Consider the following 14,173-nt stretch of genomic DNA (forward strand, 5'->3'; position numbering starts at 1 on the left):
CCTACAACGCACCGCCCGCCAACCACCGCCGCCAACCACTTCAAGTAGTTGCCACCGCCACCTGCACAATTCGCCGTGGCGGTGGCGGACTGACTACTTGTCCGTGGCGAACGCCGCGTCGAAGGCAGCTTCCGGCTTGTCGAACGCCAGGTTCCGAATCACGTTCACAGCCTCCGCCGCCCCCACCTTCCGCTCCATCCCGGCGTCCTCCCACTCCACCGAGATCGGCCCGGCGTACCCGATCGAGTTGAGGACCCGGAAGCAGTCCTCCCAGTTCACGTCGCCGTGGCCGGTGGAGTAGAAGTCCCAGCCGCGCCGCGGGTCGCCCCACGGCAGGTGCGAGCCGAGCCGGCCGTTGCGGCCGCCGCCGACCCGCATCCGGGTGTCCTTGCAGTCGACGTGGTAGATCCGGTCCTTGAAGTCCCACAGGAACGCGACCGGGTCGATGTCCTGCCAGACCATGTGCGACGGGTCCCAGTTCAGGCCGAACGCCTCGCGGTGCCCGATCGCCTCCAGGGCCAGCGTCGTCGTCCAGTAGTCGTAGGCGATCTCCGACGGGTGCACCTCGTGCGCGAACCGGACGCCCTCGGCGTCGAACACGTCGAGGATCGGGTTCCAGCGGTCGGCGAAGTCCTGGTAGCCGGCGTCGATCCGCTCGGCCGGGACCGGCGGGAACATCGCGACGTACTGCCAGATCGACGAACCGGTGAAGCCGATCACCGTGTCGACACCGAGCAGCCGGGCCGCCCGGGCGGTGTTCTTCAGGTCGTCGGCCGCGCGCTGCCGGACGCCCTCGGCGTCGCCGTCGCCCCAGACCCGGCCCGGCACGATCGCCTGGTGCCGGAAGTCGATCGGGTCGTCGCAGACCGCCTGGCCGACCAGGTGGTTCGAGATCGCCCAGACCTTCAGGTTGTACTTGTCCAGGATGTCCTTGCGGGTCTGGACGTAGTTCGGGTCGTCGATCGCCTGCTGGACGTCGAAGTGGTCACCGGAGCAGGCGATCTCGACGCCGTCGTACCCGGCCGACGAGGCGAACTCGCAGACCTCCTCGAACGGCAGGTCGGCCCACTGGCCGGTGAACAGGGTGATCGGGCGTGGCATCCGCGGTGCTCCTCAGCTGGAAGTGATCTTGTACGGCGTACTCAGGCGTCGACGTCGACCCACGCGGAGTCGGCGGCGGCCGACCGCAGCACGGCGTCGACCAAGCGGGCAGACCGTGCGCCGGCGGCGAAGTCCGGAAGTCCGTCCGGACGATCGCCACCGCGCACGGCCGCGTAGGTGTCCGCGACGAACGAGTCGAACGCGTCCTGGTAGCCCTGGGCGTGACCGGCGGGCAGCCGGTTCACGCGGGCCGCCGGCGGGCTCAACGTGTCGGGGTCGCGGGTGAGCAGCTGGCTGGCCGCTCGGTGGCCCACCCAGAGGCGGTCCGGGTCCTCCTGGTCGAAGCCGTAGCTGGACTCGGTCCCGGAGACCTCCAGGTAGAGCCGGTTCTTGCGGCCGGCGGCGACCTGGCTGACCACGACCGTGCCGACGACGCCGGCCTCGGTGCGGAACTGGGCCGTCGCCAGGTCCTCGGTCTTGACGTCCACGCCACCACGCTGCGACCTGACCGTCCGGGTCTGCGCGCTGACCTGGGAGATCCGGTCACCGGTGACGAACTCGGTCAGATCGCACCAGTGCGAGCCGATGTCGGCGAACGTCCGCGACGGGCCGCCGGCCGCGTCGTCGACGCGCCAGTTGTCGTCGTCGGCGCCGGCCAGCCAGTCCTGCAGGTAGCTGCCGTGCAGGCTGGTGATGATCCCGGCGTCACCGGCCGCCACTCGCGTCCGCAGCTCGCGGACCATCGGGTGGTAGCGGTAGACGAACGGCACGGTGGCGACCAGCCCGGCCTCCTGCGCGGCCGCGACCAGACCGGCGGCGTCCTGCACGTTGGTGGCCAGCGGCTTCTCGCAGATGACGTGCTTGCCCACCTCGAGCGCCTTCAGGGTCACCGGGAGGTGTGTGCTGTTCGGCGTACAGACGTGGACGAGGTCGATGTCCGCGGCCAGCAGGTCGTCGAGGGTCGCGAAACCCTCGTCGGCACCGGTCGCCTCGGCCGCGGCCTTCGCGCGGTCCGGCGTCGAGCCGATCGCACCGACCACCCGCGCACCACCGACCAGCGCGGACCGGCCGTGCACCCGGCCCATGAAGCCACCACCGACGATTCCGACCTTCAGCTTGTCTGTGGACACGCTCGGGACGCTATGTGACACTTTTGAACCCTGTCAAGCAAAAGTCCAGCGACGGCCGACGAAAGTGCGAGCACCCCGATGAGCGACCTCGGCACCACCGCCGGCGAGGCGGGTCCGCTGCTGCGGTTGCTGCTCGACGGCCGGCCGCGGACGCGCGCCGAGCTGATCGACCTGAGCGGCCTGGCGCGATCGACGGTGACCGGCAGGATCGAGGCGCTGCTGGCCAGCGGGCTCGTCGTACCGTCGGGTGAAGCCGCGTCGACCGGTGGCCGTCCGCCGGCTCGCTTCCGCTTCAACCCGTTGGCGCGCTTGGTCCTGGCCGCGGACGTCGGCGCGACGCATCTCTCGATCGCCCTGACCGACCTGACCGGCACGATGATCGACAGCCGCACGCTGCCGCTGAACATCGCCGAAGGTCCCGAGGTGGTGCTCGGCGCGATCGTCCGCGAGGGCCTCGCGATGCTCGCCGCCGCGGGCCGCTCCCCCGCCGACCTGGCCGGCACCGGCGTCGGCCTGCCCGGTCCCGTCGACCACCGCACCGGGCGCCCGAACCACCCGCCGATCATGCCCGGCTGGGACTCGTACGACGTCGTCGCGCATCTGTCTGCCGACCTCCCCGGCCCGGTGCTCGTCGACAACGACGTGAACATCATGGCCCTCGGCGAGCACACCACCGCCCACCCCGACGTCGAGCACCTGCTGTTCGTGAAGGTCGCCACCGGTATCGGCGCCGGAGTCATCAGCGGCGGCCGCCTGCACCGCGGCGCGCAGGGTGCGGCGGGCGACATCGGCCACGTCCAGACCCCCGGCAGGACCGACCTCTGCCGCTGCGGCAACACGGGCTGCTTGGAAGCAGTTGCTTCCGGCACCGCGATCGCTGCTGCTCTGTCGGCAGCCAACACCGCTGCGAGTTCAAGCCGCGATGTCGTCGACCTGGTCCGCTCCGGCAACCCCACTGCAACTCAACTCGTCCGCGAGGCCGGCCGTCAGATCGGCTCCGTCCTCGCCACCGCGGTCAGCCTGCTCAACCCCTCGGTGATCGTCGTCGGCGGCTCGCTCTCCCTCGCCGGCGACAGCCTGCTGGCCGGCATCCGCGAGACCGTCTACGCCAGATCGTTGCCCCTGGCCACCACCGAGCTGCGGGTCGTAGCCTCCACGGCCGGCGCCCAAGGCGCCCTCCACGGCGCCGCCGCGCTCGTCCTCCAGGAGACCCTCACCACCTGACGGCGAGCTGATCCACGAACGCCATCGCCCGCTCCAGCTCCGGCCCCCGCCGCGCGAACCGGAACCCGTGCCGCCGCCCCCAGTACACACCCCGCACCAGCTGAAACCGCGCCCACTCCCGCACCCGCTCGGCATCGACCTCCGCGGCCTCGGCGAACACCTCCAGCTCCCGCCGCAACGCCTGCACCGCGTCGTCCGCCCCCAGCAACACCCGCAGCCGCGACCGGAACAGCATGCTCCCGTCGTACGCCGGATCCCCGACCCACCCCTTCGGGTCGATCGCGAGCCAGTCCTCCCGCTCGCTCCGCAGAATGTTCCGCGGATGCAGATCCCCGTGCACGACCAGCTCCGGCTGACAGCGCCCGATCTCCTCCACGACAGCAACCGCCGCATCCACCACCGCGCCCGGCAGCACCTCCGGGTACGCCGCCGCCCCAGCACGAAGCTCCCGCACCCAGCCGTCGACCTGCTCCTCCAACCGCGGCCACCCCCGCGGCCCCGGAACCGCCAGCCGGCGACTCAACCTCCCCGCCACCTCGGCGATCTCGTCCCCGTCCTCGAGATCCGCCAGTTGCTCCGGCCCCGCGCGCTCCAACAGCATCGCGAACCGCGCGTCATCCCGCTCGCGGAGCAGGACCGCGCCCCGCCCTCTCCACAGCGCGAACGCCTCCGGCTCGAACCTGTTCTCCGCTTGGGGGAACGAGACCTTCAGCACTGCAGCGCCGTCAGTACGCCGTACCGGCACAACCAGCCCGACGCCGCCGTAACCGACCTCGCCATCGGCAACACAACCCCACCGCGCCAACAGCTCGTCGACAACCCCAGGCAACTCAGCCAGCCAAGCCTCCCCGGCCTCGCCCTCCCGATCGATCGTGGTCCGGACGAAGCCGTCCGGGATCACCCCCAGCGCTCCGACTTCGCCGACCGCGAGACCAGGCTGAACAGCATGTCCTTCGGCGTCATCTCCCCCGCGACGACCTTGGTCACGTGCTCGGCGATCGGCATCTCCACATCGTGGTGATGCGCCAGCTCGGTGATCGACGAGCACGACTTCACGCCCTCGGCGACCTGACGGGTCGCCCCCGCGATCTCCGCGACGGTCATCCCCTGCCCGAGCTTCTCCCCGAACGTCCGGTTCCGCGACAGCGGCGACGAGCAGGTCGCCACCAGATCGCCGAGCCCCGCCAACCCCGAGAACGTGTGCTCGTCAGCACCCAGCGCCCCGCCGAGCCGCGCGGTCTCCGCCAGCCCGCGCGTGATCACCGAAGCCCGCGCGTTGTCGCCGAACCCGAGTCCGACCGCCATCCCGACGGCCAGCGCGATCACGTTCTTCGTCGCGCCCCCGAGCTCGCAGCCGACGACGTCGTTGTTCGTGTACGGCCGGAAGACCGGCGAGTGGCACAGCTTCTGCAGCCGCGTCGCCGTCCCTTCGTCCGCGCACGCGACGACCGCCGCGGCCGGCTGACCCTCGGCGATCTCCCGCGCGAGGTTCGGCCCCGAGACGACCGCGATCCGCTCCGGCCCGGCGCCGGTCAGCTCGGCGATCACCTCCGACATCCGCTTCGTCGTACCGACCTCGACGCCCTTCATCAGACTGACCAGCGGTACGGCGGGCGGCAGCACCCCGGCCCAGTCGCGCAGGTTGTCGCGCAACGACTGGCTCGGCACGGCGAGCACGATCGCCTCGGCACCGTCGGCCGCGGCGGCCGGGTCGTGGGTCGCGGTGATCGCGTCGGGCAACCGCAGCCCCGGCAGGTAGTCCGGGTTCTCGTGCCGGCTGTTGATCGCCTCGCACAACGACTCCCGGCGCCCCCACACCGACACCTGGTTCCCCGCCTGCGCGAGCACGGTCGCGAACGCCGTACCCCAGGAACCCGCCCCGAACACCGCGACCTTGGTCATCCGTTCTCCTCATCCTTGGACTTGCGGAGGTCGAACAATTCCTTCGGCGGGGTCTCCCCACGCAGCTCACCCAGACCGGCGGCGACCGTCTTCATGATCACCTCGGTTGCCTCGTGCAACAGCTCGTTGGTGATCTCGCGGCCCCGGAACGCGTCCAGGTCGACCGGCGGCCCGGCCTTGACCAGCATCGTCTTGCGCGGCAGCAGCCGGACCCGCAGCTTGTTGCCGTACGACTGGAAGACCTCCTGCGCGCCCCAGTTCGCGATCGGGATCACCGGGCAGCCGGTCATCAGCGCGATCCGGGCGGCACCGGTCTTACCGGTCATCGGCCACAGATCCGGGTCGCGCGTGATCGTGCCCTCGGGGTAGACGCCGACGCACTCACCGCGCTCGACCGCAGCGACCGCGTCCCGGAACGCGTCGGCCGCCTGCGCGGACTCGCGGTAGACCGGGATCTGCCCGGCCGCGGTGATGATCCGCCCGGCGATCGGCAGCTTGAACAGCGACGCCTTGCCGAGCAGCCGCGGGATCCGCCGGCACTCCCAGATGTAGAACCCGAGCACGAACGGGTCGAAGTGCGAGATGTGGTTCGTCACGAACACCACGCCACCGGTGCGCGGCATGTTCTCGCGGCCGCGGAAGTCGGGCTTGGTGAAGACCAGCATGAACGGCTTGACCAGCGCCACCACCAGCCCGAACCAGAACCCGCGGCGCGGGCGGGGATCGGGTGCCGGGCTGTTCACTGCTGCCTCCTGCTGGTTGTCGCCGTACGTCATGGGAGAATCCTGCCTGATGGAAGACGTACAGGTCGCTCCCTGGATCCTGGTGATCCCGGTGAAGCGTACGGCGATCGCGAAGAGCCGGCTCGCTGCGGCCTACCCTCAGCACCGTCCGGAGCTTGCCCGCGCCTTCGCGGCGGACACCACCACGGCCGCGCTCGCGTCCCCGCTGGTGCGCGCGGTGCTGGTCGTCACCGACGACCCCCAGGTCGCCGCGGACGTCACCGCGGCGGGCGCGCGCGTCGTACCGGATCTTCCGGCCTCCCCCACCCATCCTTCGCTCGGTGGTCTCAACGAAGCACTCACGCACGGCGCAGCGATCGCGGCCGCCGAGTTCTTTGGTGCCGGCGTCGCCGCACTCTCGGCCGACCTTCCCGCGCTCCGCCCCGACGAGCTGACCGCCGCCCTCGCCGCCTGCGTCGCCGACCGCTCCTTCGTCATCGACCAACCCGGCACCGGTACGACGATGCTGGCCGCCGCACCCGGCGTCGCCCTCGACCCGCGCTTCGGCGTCGGCTCCGCCCTGGCCCACCAGGCGTCTGGCGCCGTCCCGCTCGCGCTCCCGATTCCCTCGGTACGCCGCGACGTCGACACCGCCGCGGATCTCGCCGACGCGATCCAGCTCGGCGTCGGGCCGCACACGGCCGACGTACTGTCGATCGTTCTCGGTGCTGCGACGGGCTCCGAGGGTCTCGCCTGTTAGTGCAAGGTGATGAAGTGGACTGCGGTGATCGCGATCCCGTGGCCTGACCCGCTGGTCTCGACCCGCACCCGCTGACCGACGCGCAGGAAGCGGACCGGCGTACCGGCCAGCTCGTCGGCGCTGAACGGCAGCTCGACACCGGTGTCGGTCAGCACCGCACCGGACCTGGACGCGTCGTCGTAACGGCTCACTGTCGCCTGCATGGCTCCACGCTAGAGCACCGGGACGTTGCCGACGACATCTTCTCGCCACTCGCGTGCTCGGGACACGGCACTGCGCTGTCCGGACACGGCGAAGGCCGGTCGCCCCTGGAGTGGGGAGACCGGCCTTCGCTGGTACAGCGGTGCCGCAGTGCCGAAGGTCAGCGGGCCGAAGCGCGCTTCGCCGGAGCCTTCTTGGCCGGGGCCTTCTTGGCCGGCGCCTTCTTCGCGACGGTGGCCTTCTTGACCGGGGCCTTCTTGGCAACGGTCTTGGTGGCCGGGGCCTTCTTCGCCGGGGCCTTCTTGGCGACCGTCTTGGTGGCGGCGGCCTTGGCCGGCGCCTTCTTCGCGGCGGTCTTGGTCGCGACGGCCTTGGCCGGAGCCTTCTTGGCCGGAGCGGCCTTCTTGGCCGGAGCAGCCGCCTTGGTGGCGGTCGCGGCCGGCTTCGGGGCCACCAGCTTCGGCATCTTCTTCGCGCCGGAGACCACGGCCTTCAGCTCCGCACCCGCGCGGAACTTCGGAACCACGGTCTTCTTGGCCCGCTTGGTCTCGCCGGTCCGCGGGTTGCGGACCATGCGGGCACCGCGCTCGATGGCCTCGAAGGCACCGAACCCGGTGATGGCGACCTTGCCGCCCTTCTTGGTCAGCTCGCGCTGGACGGTGTCGATCACCGACTCCAGGGCGTGCTGGGCCGAACGGCGATTTCCGTCGAAGTGCACTGCGAGCGCTTCGACCAACTGGCTCTTGTTCACTGTCTTCCCTCCGTGAACGATGGCGTCGAGCACAGCGCTCGATCTCACAGGAACGTTATGGACTCAACACGCCGTTCACAAACACCAACGCGGCAATTCGGCCTTGTTTTGGGCGATTTGCCCCCGATTTGGCCCCCGAACGCCCCTTTCGGGCCCCCGGATTCCCTTCTGAGCAACGATCCGGCGACCAACGGTGACCCCGGCCACAACCCGCCCGGAGCCGTCTAGCGACGCTTTCCGCGCAACGACCGCAGCCCCGACCGGGCCGTGTCGAGCCCTCTGGTGACGGCGCTGTCGCCCTTGCGTTCCCGCAACGTCGCGCTGACCTTGCCCAGCAGCCACTCCACCAGCGGTACGGCGATCGCGAGCACGGCCCACAGGATCAGCCGCCGGCGCAGGAACAACAACATCTCAGCCTCCAGAAGTCTCCGAGTCCGTCGAGGACCGGTGCCCAACCACCACACCGGCGTACGGGTCAGAGCCAGCCGCGGCGCTTGAAGACCTGGTGCAGGCTGCCGCAGACCAACGCCATCAGGCCGATCGCGAACGGGTAGCCCCACTGCCAGTGCAGCTCCGGCATCACGTCGAAGTTCATCCCGTACACGGTCCCGATCAGCGTCGGCGCGAACAGGATCGCCGCCCACGCGGAGATCCGCTTCACCTCTTCGTTCTGCGCGTTGCTGGCCACCGTCAGGGACTTCATCTCCTCGTTCTGCTGCTGCGCCACCAGCGTCGCGTTCACGGTCAGGATGTCGCGCAGCAGCTCACGGAAACCGTCCACCCGCTCCACCACCTGCGTCACGTGGTCGGCGACGTCGCGCAGCGACCGCTGCAGCTCCTGGTCCACGCCGTACTTGTCGAACCCGGCCCGCAACGAGTCCAGCATCCCGATCAGCGGCCGGGTCGCGCGCTGGAACTCGATCACCTCACGCGACAGCTCGTAGATGCGCCGCGACACCTTCGGGTCGCCGCGGAACACCTCGGTCTCGATCTCGTCGATGTCGTTCTCCAGCCCCGCCACCACCGGCGCGTACCCGTCGACGACCTTGTCCATGATCGCGTAGAGCACCGCCTCGGTCCCCTGCCGCAGCAGCTCCGGATCGCGCTCCACCCGGCGCCGTACGGCGGCCAGGTTCGGCGCCTCCGCGTGCCGGACCGTCACCACGAAGTCCGGCCCCACGAACACGTGCACCTCGCCGAACTCGACCTCCTCGGTCGCGTCCCGGTACCGCGCCGCCTTCAGTACGACGAACAACGTGTCGCCGTACCGCTCCAGCTTCGGCCGCTGGTGCGCCTGAATCGCGTCCTCGATCGCCAGCTCGTGCAGATCGAACTCCTGCGCCAGCGACATCAACTCGCGCCGGTCCGGCCGGTACAACCCGATCCAAGCCAAGCTGCGCGGCGCCTCGTGCAGCACCTGGTACGTGTCAGCCAGCGACTCCGGCGACGCCACCCGCCGCCCGTCGCAGTAGATCGCGCTGTCCACAACCGAATGCCCCTTGGGCTTGCTGTGCCCCGGGTGCTCCGGCGCCGGCTCGATCGCCTCAGGAGCAGGCGCAGCCAGCCCCCCGGCGTACCGGCGAGCAGCAGCCCGCAGAGACGGCGTACGGCCGAAGGCCCGAAGAGTGCGCAGACGCAGGTCGGACATGAGTCCTCCAAAGAAGCAGCAGACGGATACCTACGACGTCTGCCCGACCCCCGCGGCTCACCCACCGCGCACCACAACAACCCCGGCTTTTCACGCAGGGGCAGCTGACCAGGAAGAGGAACTAGTTGCCTCGAGGCCGAGCGAGATCGGTATGTCTGGAGGGGTCACTGGTCATCAGCGCCTCACCTCCTAGATCTCGCAGCCTTGTCCGAACAACCTGGCAAGGGTAACACCAGAGTTATCACCCGGAGGTTTCCATCCCACGCGGGCTCCTCCGTTCGCTGGCGCTCACTACGGTGCCTGCTCCCACCCGCCCTTTGTTCAGTTGCGGGCTAGCGCCCGCCTGTGCGCGTGCTTCGCCCGCTTCAAGTGCGCGCTACCGCGCTTCAAGTGCAGCGCTGGCGCGCTGAGCACGCGTGCTAGCGCCCGCTTGGAGTGCGCGCTGGCGCGCTCAGCAGGCGTGCTGTTGCCGGCTTGGTTGCCCACTCTCCTCAACTGACACCGCTCTCGACGACCTCGGCAGACCGACGCGGGTGTCCCAGATCTGCCGGGGTCCGCCTTGCACAGGAACCATCGAGGTGCGTGAAGATGGTGACTCTGTTGTCGAACCGCGCCCTGCACGGACCTGAAGTCGCTGCCGAACCACACTCTCTCGTCCCGTAGGACGCAACAGTTGACGCGGTATCACCCTCAGGTTCACGAGACCGTACAGTCACTCGCCATCAGCGATCAGCGAACGTCCGCCTCTCTTGCGAGGTTCGCCGCGTGGTGCGGCGTTCGTGTCTGAGCGGAGAGGTACGGACACATGAGTGAAACCCGCCGGCCGGTTCTCTATGCCCTGGTGACTGGTTCCCCCGCCGCCACGGACGTGGGCAAGCTGGTCGACCTCGCGCAGGCGGACGGCTGGGATGTGTGCGTGATCGCCTCCCCCAACGGCCGGCCCTTCATCGACTGCGATGCCTTGGCAGCCAAGACCGGGCACGCGGTGCGGAGCGCTTACAAGGAGCCGGACGCCCCGGACGTCCTCCCGCCCGCCGACGCGATGATCGTCGCACCCATCACCTGCAACAGCCTCGCCAAATGGGCCGCCGGGATCTCTGACACCCTCCCCCTCGGGCTGCTCGTGGAGGCAGTGGGGAAGCGACAGCCTGTCGTGGCGATGCCCTTCTCCAACTACGCGCAGATCAGTTTTCCGGCGGTGCAACAGGCGATGGAGCGGTTGTCGAGCTGGGGTGTCACGATGCTCGTCGGCGACGACGTCTACAAGCAGCACGAGCCCGGCACCGGCGAGAAGTACATTCACCTCTTCCCCTGGCATCTCGCTTGGAAAGCACTTCTCGACCATCCCTGGCGGACCACCGCTCCCATTGAGAAAGACAGCGGCTGAGGCGCCCAACTCAGCCGCTGGGAAGCCGTACCAAGCCTTCGCAGGCAACGTCAGCCGCCGATCAGCGCGGCCCTTCGATCATCAGCCGCAGCAACGCCAACTGCGACGAGGCTCCGATGATCTCCCCGTTCGCGATCCGCTCCAGCACGGACGCCAACGGAATCCACGCGACTTCTGCAGCTTCGTTGACGTCAGTCGGCTCGCCAACGTAGTCGGCGCCGCGCGCGACGTAGATGAGGTTCTCCGCATCAGCGATCCCCACGTTCGGCTGTGCCGACATCAGGTACTCGACATCACGCGGTCGCCACCCGGTCTCCTCCTCGACCTCGCGGCTTGCCGTGACGGCCGGGTCCTCATTCGGATCGACGTAGCCGCCGGGCAACTCCCAAACCCACCGATCGATGATGAACCGATGCCGCCGCATCATCAGCACGCCGCCACGCCCATCCAGCACCGCCACGATCGCGGCCTTCGGGATCCGCAGCACGTACTGCTCGAACGTCACGCCGTCCGGCAACTCCACCGAAGCCACACTCAACGTCAGCCGCCGTGAGGCATCGACGACTCGCTCACCATGAATGGTCCACCTGGTCACGCCTGCACGCTACCCAGCATGCAGGCACGAACACTCAAGCCAAGAAGCGAGCCCGGACCCCCGCGGCAACCTCCTCGGCGTACCGACGAGTCTGCTCCACCGTGTCTCCCTCCGGCATCATCACGAACCCGTTGAACGACCCCTCCTCGGCGAGCCGAGTGATGACGTCGACCCAACCCTGGACATCGGTGCGGATCGGCTCCGACCCGCGCAGGGTGCTGCTGCCGGCGTCGGGTGTGATCGTGCCGACCAGTTGGGCGATTCTGCGGACCTCGGACGGCTTTCGCCCGGCCGCGATCGCGCTGCGGTCGATCGTTCGATGGCCCTCGGTCCAGCGTTCGTAAGGAAAGTACGGCGCGATCGGCGCGGCCCAGCCGTCCGCGACTCGACCGGTCAGCTCCAGGCTTCGCGGGCCCATGGCGCCGAGCCAGATCTCCACGCCGGCGGGGTCGGGAGCCTGGCCCGCCATGCCTTCGACCGGATACCACGGGCCGGGCGAGGTCACCGACGCATCGTCGTGCCACAGTTGCCGCATCAGCGCGATCGCCTCTTCCTGGGCCGCGAGGGCCTGAGCAGCGGTTCGTCGTTCGACGCCCATCGAGGCGATGCCGTCCCACAGCCCACCGGCGCCCAGGCCGAGCTGGAAGCGTCCGCCCGACAGGGTGCTCAGCGAGCTCGCGGCCCGTGCCAGCATCGGTGCGGGGCGCAGGGGCAGGTTCGCCACGTCGGGGAAGAAGTGCACGTGCTCGGTCCGCGGGATCAGATCGGCGATCACGGCGAGCGCGTCCAGGTTGCTTGCGACGAACGGAAGGTCCTGGACGCCGACGAGATCGAGTCCGCCTTGGTCGGCCGCGGCCGCCACCGCTCGCAGTCGTTCCGGTGCGCGCTCCGGCGAGACAGCGACCCCGAAGACGAGCCGGTTCAAACGATGGTCATCAGAGGTGACAGTCATCTTCAGGCCGTCACCACTGCGAGCTCGGCCGCCGCGATGTCGGCGGCGCCGGTCGCGTTGGGATGGAACATGTCGTTCATCAGCCCCGCGTCGCGGGCCGCGCCGAAATCGCCCCACCGGTCGAAGAGATCCAGAACCGGTACGCCGGTCTCGTCCGCCACGGCGTACACGGCCTTGCGATACGGATCGAGGTCCACCAACGCGGGATCCCCGGGGATCTGCACCTCGAGTACGACGTCGCAGTCGCCGACCAGCGCATCGACCATCGCGCGCAGGTTGGCGGCGTACCGATCCGGCGGGACCGCGAGACCGTGAGCGTCGTTGGTCATCAACGCGATGATCGCGAGATCCGGAGCCCAGGCCACGACGTGCCGCAGTGCCGAGTACGGCGCACCGCCGGCCACCCAGTCCTCGGTCGTCGACATCGAGATGCCGAAGTCACCGACCGCGATGCCGGCCGAGGCCTCGATCCCGATACTGCCCACCTGGAGCACGCCCGCATCACCGGCGACCGTCACCGTCACGCGGTGCTCTCCAGCCGCGAGCCCCTGCAGCGGGATCTCGGTCGCCATTGGACCGACGCCTCCGCGAGGGGTGACCAGGACAGCTTCGCCGCCGTCGACGCCGATCCGGAACGGCCGCGAGTCGGCGCCGTGGATCACCCGAGCCCGGTAGTCGCCGGCGTCCCCGATCGACGCGGTGAACTCGATCGAGTCGCCCGCCGTGCGCGACGCCGCATAGGTGGTCAGCGCATCCTGGTCGAGCTCGGACCAGGCACCCCTGAACGCCAGGCGCGAATCCGCCGTCCGCGTGCGCGGGTTCATGATCACGGACGCGCCGCGGACCGGGAACCCCTGGGCAGCCAGCATCCCCGCCATCACCACGGGCGGCGACTGGGTGCTCGGCTGCAGCCCTTGGCCGGCGCTGATCGAATCACCGATCTTGGCGTACCGGGCCGCTCCCGTTCCCGCCACGGTCGCCGCGCGGCGCCACCGCCACCGGCGCAGCGCCGCCGCCGTCATCCCGTGGATCTCAGTCATGATCTCTCCCTCTCGAGCGCGACGATTGGTCACCAAAGATTATAGTCACAGATCATGACTAAATCTCAAGAGGCCCGACCGCGCAGCAAAATGGGCCGGCGAACAGGAGAGATCCCCTGTCCACCGGCCCCGAAGAAGAGCCCGCTACGAACTCAAGCCTTGGCAGGCAGCGTCGCCGGCTTGAAGCTCGGCCGCGTCGCCTCGTACGCCTCGATCGCGTCCGCGTGCGACAGCGTGATGCCGACATCGTCCAGCCCGTTGAGCAGCCGGTAGCGCGTGTAGTCGTCGATCTCGAACGGCGCCGACAGCGCGCCTGCCGAGATCGTCTTGGCCTCGAGGTCCACCGTCACCTTGGTCCCCGGATCGGCCTCGATCGTCGACCACAGCTCCTCGACGACCTCCTCGGTGACGAGAGCGGCGAGCAGGCCCGCCTTGCCCGAGTTGCCCCGGAAGATGTCGCCGAAGCGCGACGAGACGACGACCCGGAAGCCGTAGTCGAGCAGCGCCCAGACCGCGTGCTCACGCGAGGACCCGGTCCCGAAGTCGGGGCCGGCGACAAGCACCGAGACTCCCTCGTACTCCGGCTGGTTCAGGACGAAGGCAGGGTCGTTGCGCCAGGCAGCGAACAGCCCGTCCTCGAAGCCGGTGCGGGTGACCCGCTTCAGGTAGACGGCGGGGATGATCTGGTCGGTGTCGACGTTGCTGCGGCGCAGCGGGGCCGCGGTGCCGATGTGCTGGGTGAAGGCGTCCATGATTCCTT

General features: G+C 69.5%; 16 protein-coding genes. 3 read left to right on the plus strand and 13 right to left on the minus strand.

The window, feature by feature from the left end:
• Window positions 1–93: 93 nt before the first annotated feature.
• Together AB0M01_RS32985 and AB0M01_RS32990 are read right to left on the minus strand one after the other, a co-directional pair.
• Complete coding sequence (locus tag AB0M01_RS32985; protein ID WP_363676394.1) at window positions 94–1,101, minus strand: sugar phosphate isomerase/epimerase family protein; 1,008 nt, start codon at window positions 1,099–1,101, stop codon at window positions 94–96.
• A 41-nt stretch (window positions 1,102–1,142) separates the two neighbouring features.
• Window positions 1,143–2,231, minus strand: a complete 1,089-nt coding sequence (locus tag AB0M01_RS32990) for a Gfo/Idh/MocA family oxidoreductase (RefSeq protein ID WP_363676395.1) — start codon at window positions 2,229–2,231, stop codon at window positions 1,143–1,145.
• 78 nt (window positions 2,232–2,309) lie between these two features.
• Here AB0M01_RS32990 and AB0M01_RS32995 point away from each other — a divergent pair, with 78 nt between their 5' ends.
• The gene (locus tag AB0M01_RS32995; RefSeq protein WP_363676396.1) at window positions 2,310–3,455 is read left to right on the plus strand and encodes an ROK family protein; all 1,146 of its coding nucleotides are present in this window, start codon (window positions 2,310–2,312) and stop codon (window positions 3,453–3,455) included.
• Here the strand turns inward: AB0M01_RS32995 and AB0M01_RS33000 are convergent.
• The 3 genes from AB0M01_RS33000 to AB0M01_RS33010 are packed head-to-tail and all read right to left on the minus strand — an operon-like array spanning window position 3,445 to window position 6,133.
• Complete coding sequence (locus AB0M01_RS33000) at window positions 3,445–4,356, minus strand: aminoglycoside phosphotransferase family protein (protein WP_363676397.1); 912 nt, start codon at window positions 4,354–4,356, stop codon at window positions 3,445–3,447. The genes AB0M01_RS32995 and AB0M01_RS33000 overlap by 11 nt on opposite strands.
• On the minus strand, window positions 4,353–5,357 hold the full coding sequence (locus AB0M01_RS33005; RefSeq protein ID WP_363676398.1) for an NAD(P)H-dependent glycerol-3-phosphate dehydrogenase: 1,005 nt from the start codon (window positions 5,355–5,357) through the stop codon (window positions 4,353–4,355). Before AB0M01_RS33005 ends, AB0M01_RS33000 begins: the two co-directional genes overlap by 4 nt.
• Window positions 5,354–6,133, minus strand: a complete 780-nt coding sequence (locus tag AB0M01_RS33010) for a lysophospholipid acyltransferase family protein (RefSeq protein WP_363676399.1) — start codon at window positions 6,131–6,133, stop codon at window positions 5,354–5,356. Before AB0M01_RS33010 ends, AB0M01_RS33005 begins: the two co-directional genes overlap by 4 nt.
• 16 nt (window positions 6,134–6,149) lie before the next feature.
• On the opposite strand from AB0M01_RS33010, the gene cofC reads away from it, so the two are divergent.
• Entirely contained in the window at window positions 6,150–6,839 is a 690-nt protein-coding gene (gene cofC / locus AB0M01_RS33015) for a 2-phospho-L-lactate guanylyltransferase (protein ID WP_363676400.1), read from the plus strand.
• Here cofC and AB0M01_RS33020 read toward each other — a convergent pair.
• The 4 genes from AB0M01_RS33020 to corA all read right to left on the minus strand — a co-directional run bounded on the left by AB0M01_RS33020 (window position 6,836) and on the right by corA (window position 9,439).
• Window positions 6,836–7,042 (minus strand): hypothetical protein, encoded by a 207-nt coding sequence (locus AB0M01_RS33020; RefSeq protein ID WP_344183556.1) that lies wholly within the window; start codon window positions 7,040–7,042, stop codon window positions 6,836–6,838. The genes cofC and AB0M01_RS33020 overlap by 4 nt on opposite strands.
• A 158-nt stretch (window positions 7,043–7,200) precedes the next feature.
• A complete protein-coding gene (locus AB0M01_RS33025) occupies window positions 7,201–7,791 on the minus strand; it encodes an HU family DNA-binding protein (RefSeq protein ID WP_363676401.1) in 591 nt (196 codons plus the stop codon).
• Between the two features lie 224 nt (window positions 7,792–8,015).
• Window positions 8,016–8,201, minus strand: coding sequence for a hypothetical protein (locus AB0M01_RS33030; protein ID WP_363676402.1), 186 nt, complete (start codon window positions 8,199–8,201; stop codon window positions 8,016–8,018).
• 65 nt (window positions 8,202–8,266) lie between these two features.
• On the minus strand, window positions 8,267–9,439 hold the full coding sequence (gene corA, locus AB0M01_RS33035; RefSeq protein WP_363676403.1) for a magnesium/cobalt transporter CorA: 1,173 nt from the start codon (window positions 9,437–9,439) through the stop codon (window positions 8,267–8,269).
• Between the two features lie 805 nt (window positions 9,440–10,244).
• Between corA and AB0M01_RS33040 the strand changes: the two genes are divergently transcribed.
• The gene (locus tag AB0M01_RS33040; protein ID WP_363676404.1) at window positions 10,245–10,826 is read left to right on the plus strand and encodes a flavoprotein; all 582 of its coding nucleotides are present in this window, start codon (window positions 10,245–10,247) and stop codon (window positions 10,824–10,826) included.
• Between the two features lie 61 nt (window positions 10,827–10,887).
• On the opposite strand, the gene AB0M01_RS33045 is transcribed toward AB0M01_RS33040, so the two are convergent.
• The 4 genes from AB0M01_RS33045 to leuD all read right to left on the minus strand — a co-directional run bounded on the left by AB0M01_RS33045 (window position 10,888) and on the right by leuD (window position 14,165).
• On the minus strand, window positions 10,888–11,349 hold the full coding sequence (locus AB0M01_RS33045) for an NUDIX hydrolase (RefSeq protein WP_363676405.1): 462 nt from the start codon (window positions 11,347–11,349) through the stop codon (window positions 10,888–10,890).
• 106 nt (window positions 11,350–11,455) lie between these two features.
• Window positions 11,456–12,373: an LLM class flavin-dependent oxidoreductase gene (locus AB0M01_RS33050; protein WP_363676406.1), complete on the minus strand. Its 918-nt coding sequence runs from the start codon at window positions 12,371–12,373 to the stop codon at window positions 11,456–11,458.
• Between the two features lie 2 nt (window positions 12,374–12,375).
• Window positions 12,376–13,413, minus strand: coding sequence for an SGNH/GDSL hydrolase family protein (locus AB0M01_RS33055; RefSeq protein WP_363676407.1), 1,038 nt, complete (start codon window positions 13,411–13,413; stop codon window positions 12,376–12,378).
• A 152-nt stretch (window positions 13,414–13,565) separates the two neighbouring features.
• Window positions 13,566–14,165, minus strand: a complete 600-nt coding sequence (gene leuD, locus AB0M01_RS33060) for a 3-isopropylmalate dehydratase small subunit (protein ID WP_363676408.1) — start codon at window positions 14,163–14,165, stop codon at window positions 13,566–13,568.
• Window positions 14,166–14,173: the final 8 nt, after the last annotated feature.

Origin of the sequence: Kribbella sp. NPDC051770 (assembly GCF_040681455.1) — a bacterium.
Lineage (GTDB): Bacteria > Actinomycetota > Actinomycetes > Propionibacteriales > Kribbellaceae > Kribbella.

Bases quoted from the DNA above. Each gene is read 5' to 3' on its own strand.
- AB0M01_RS32985 (WP_363676394.1), bottom strand. From the start codon at position 1,101: ATGCCACGCCCGATCACCCTGTTCACCGGCCAGTGGGCCGACCTGCCG.
- AB0M01_RS32995 (WP_363676396.1), top strand. From the start codon at position 2,310: ATGAGCGACCTCGGCACCACCGCCGGCGAGGCGGGTCCGCTGCTGCGG.
- AB0M01_RS33005 (WP_363676398.1), bottom strand. From the start codon at position 5,357: ATGACCAAGGTCGCGGTGTTCGGGGCGGGTTCCTGGGGTACGGCGTTC.
- AB0M01_RS33010 (WP_363676399.1), bottom strand. From the start codon at position 6,133: ATGACGTACGGCGACAACCAGCAGGAGGCAGCAGTGAACAGCCCGGCA.
- cofC (WP_363676400.1), top strand. From the start codon at position 6,150: ATGGAAGACGTACAGGTCGCTCCCTGGATCCTGGTGATCCCGGTGAAG.
- AB0M01_RS33020 (WP_344183556.1), bottom strand. From the start codon at position 7,042: ATGCAGGCGACAGTGAGCCGTTACGACGACGCGTCCAGGTCCGGTGCG.
- AB0M01_RS33030 (WP_363676402.1), bottom strand. From the start codon at position 8,201: ATGTTGTTGTTCCTGCGCCGGCGGCTGATCCTGTGGGCCGTGCTCGCG.
- corA (WP_363676403.1), bottom strand. From the start codon at position 9,439: ATGTCCGACCTGCGTCTGCGCACTCTTCGGGCCTTCGGCCGTACGCCG.
- AB0M01_RS33040 (WP_363676404.1), top strand. From the start codon at position 10,245: ATGAGTGAAACCCGCCGGCCGGTTCTCTATGCCCTGGTGACTGGTTCC.
- AB0M01_RS33050 (WP_363676406.1), bottom strand. From the start codon at position 12,373: ATGACTGTCACCTCTGATGACCATCGTTTGAACCGGCTCGTCTTCGGG.
- AB0M01_RS33055 (WP_363676407.1), bottom strand. From the start codon at position 13,413: ATGACTGAGATCCACGGGATGACGGCGGCGGCGCTGCGCCGGTGGCGG.
- leuD (WP_363676408.1), bottom strand. From the start codon at position 14,165: ATGGACGCCTTCACCCAGCACATCGGCACCGCGGCCCCGCTGCGCCGC.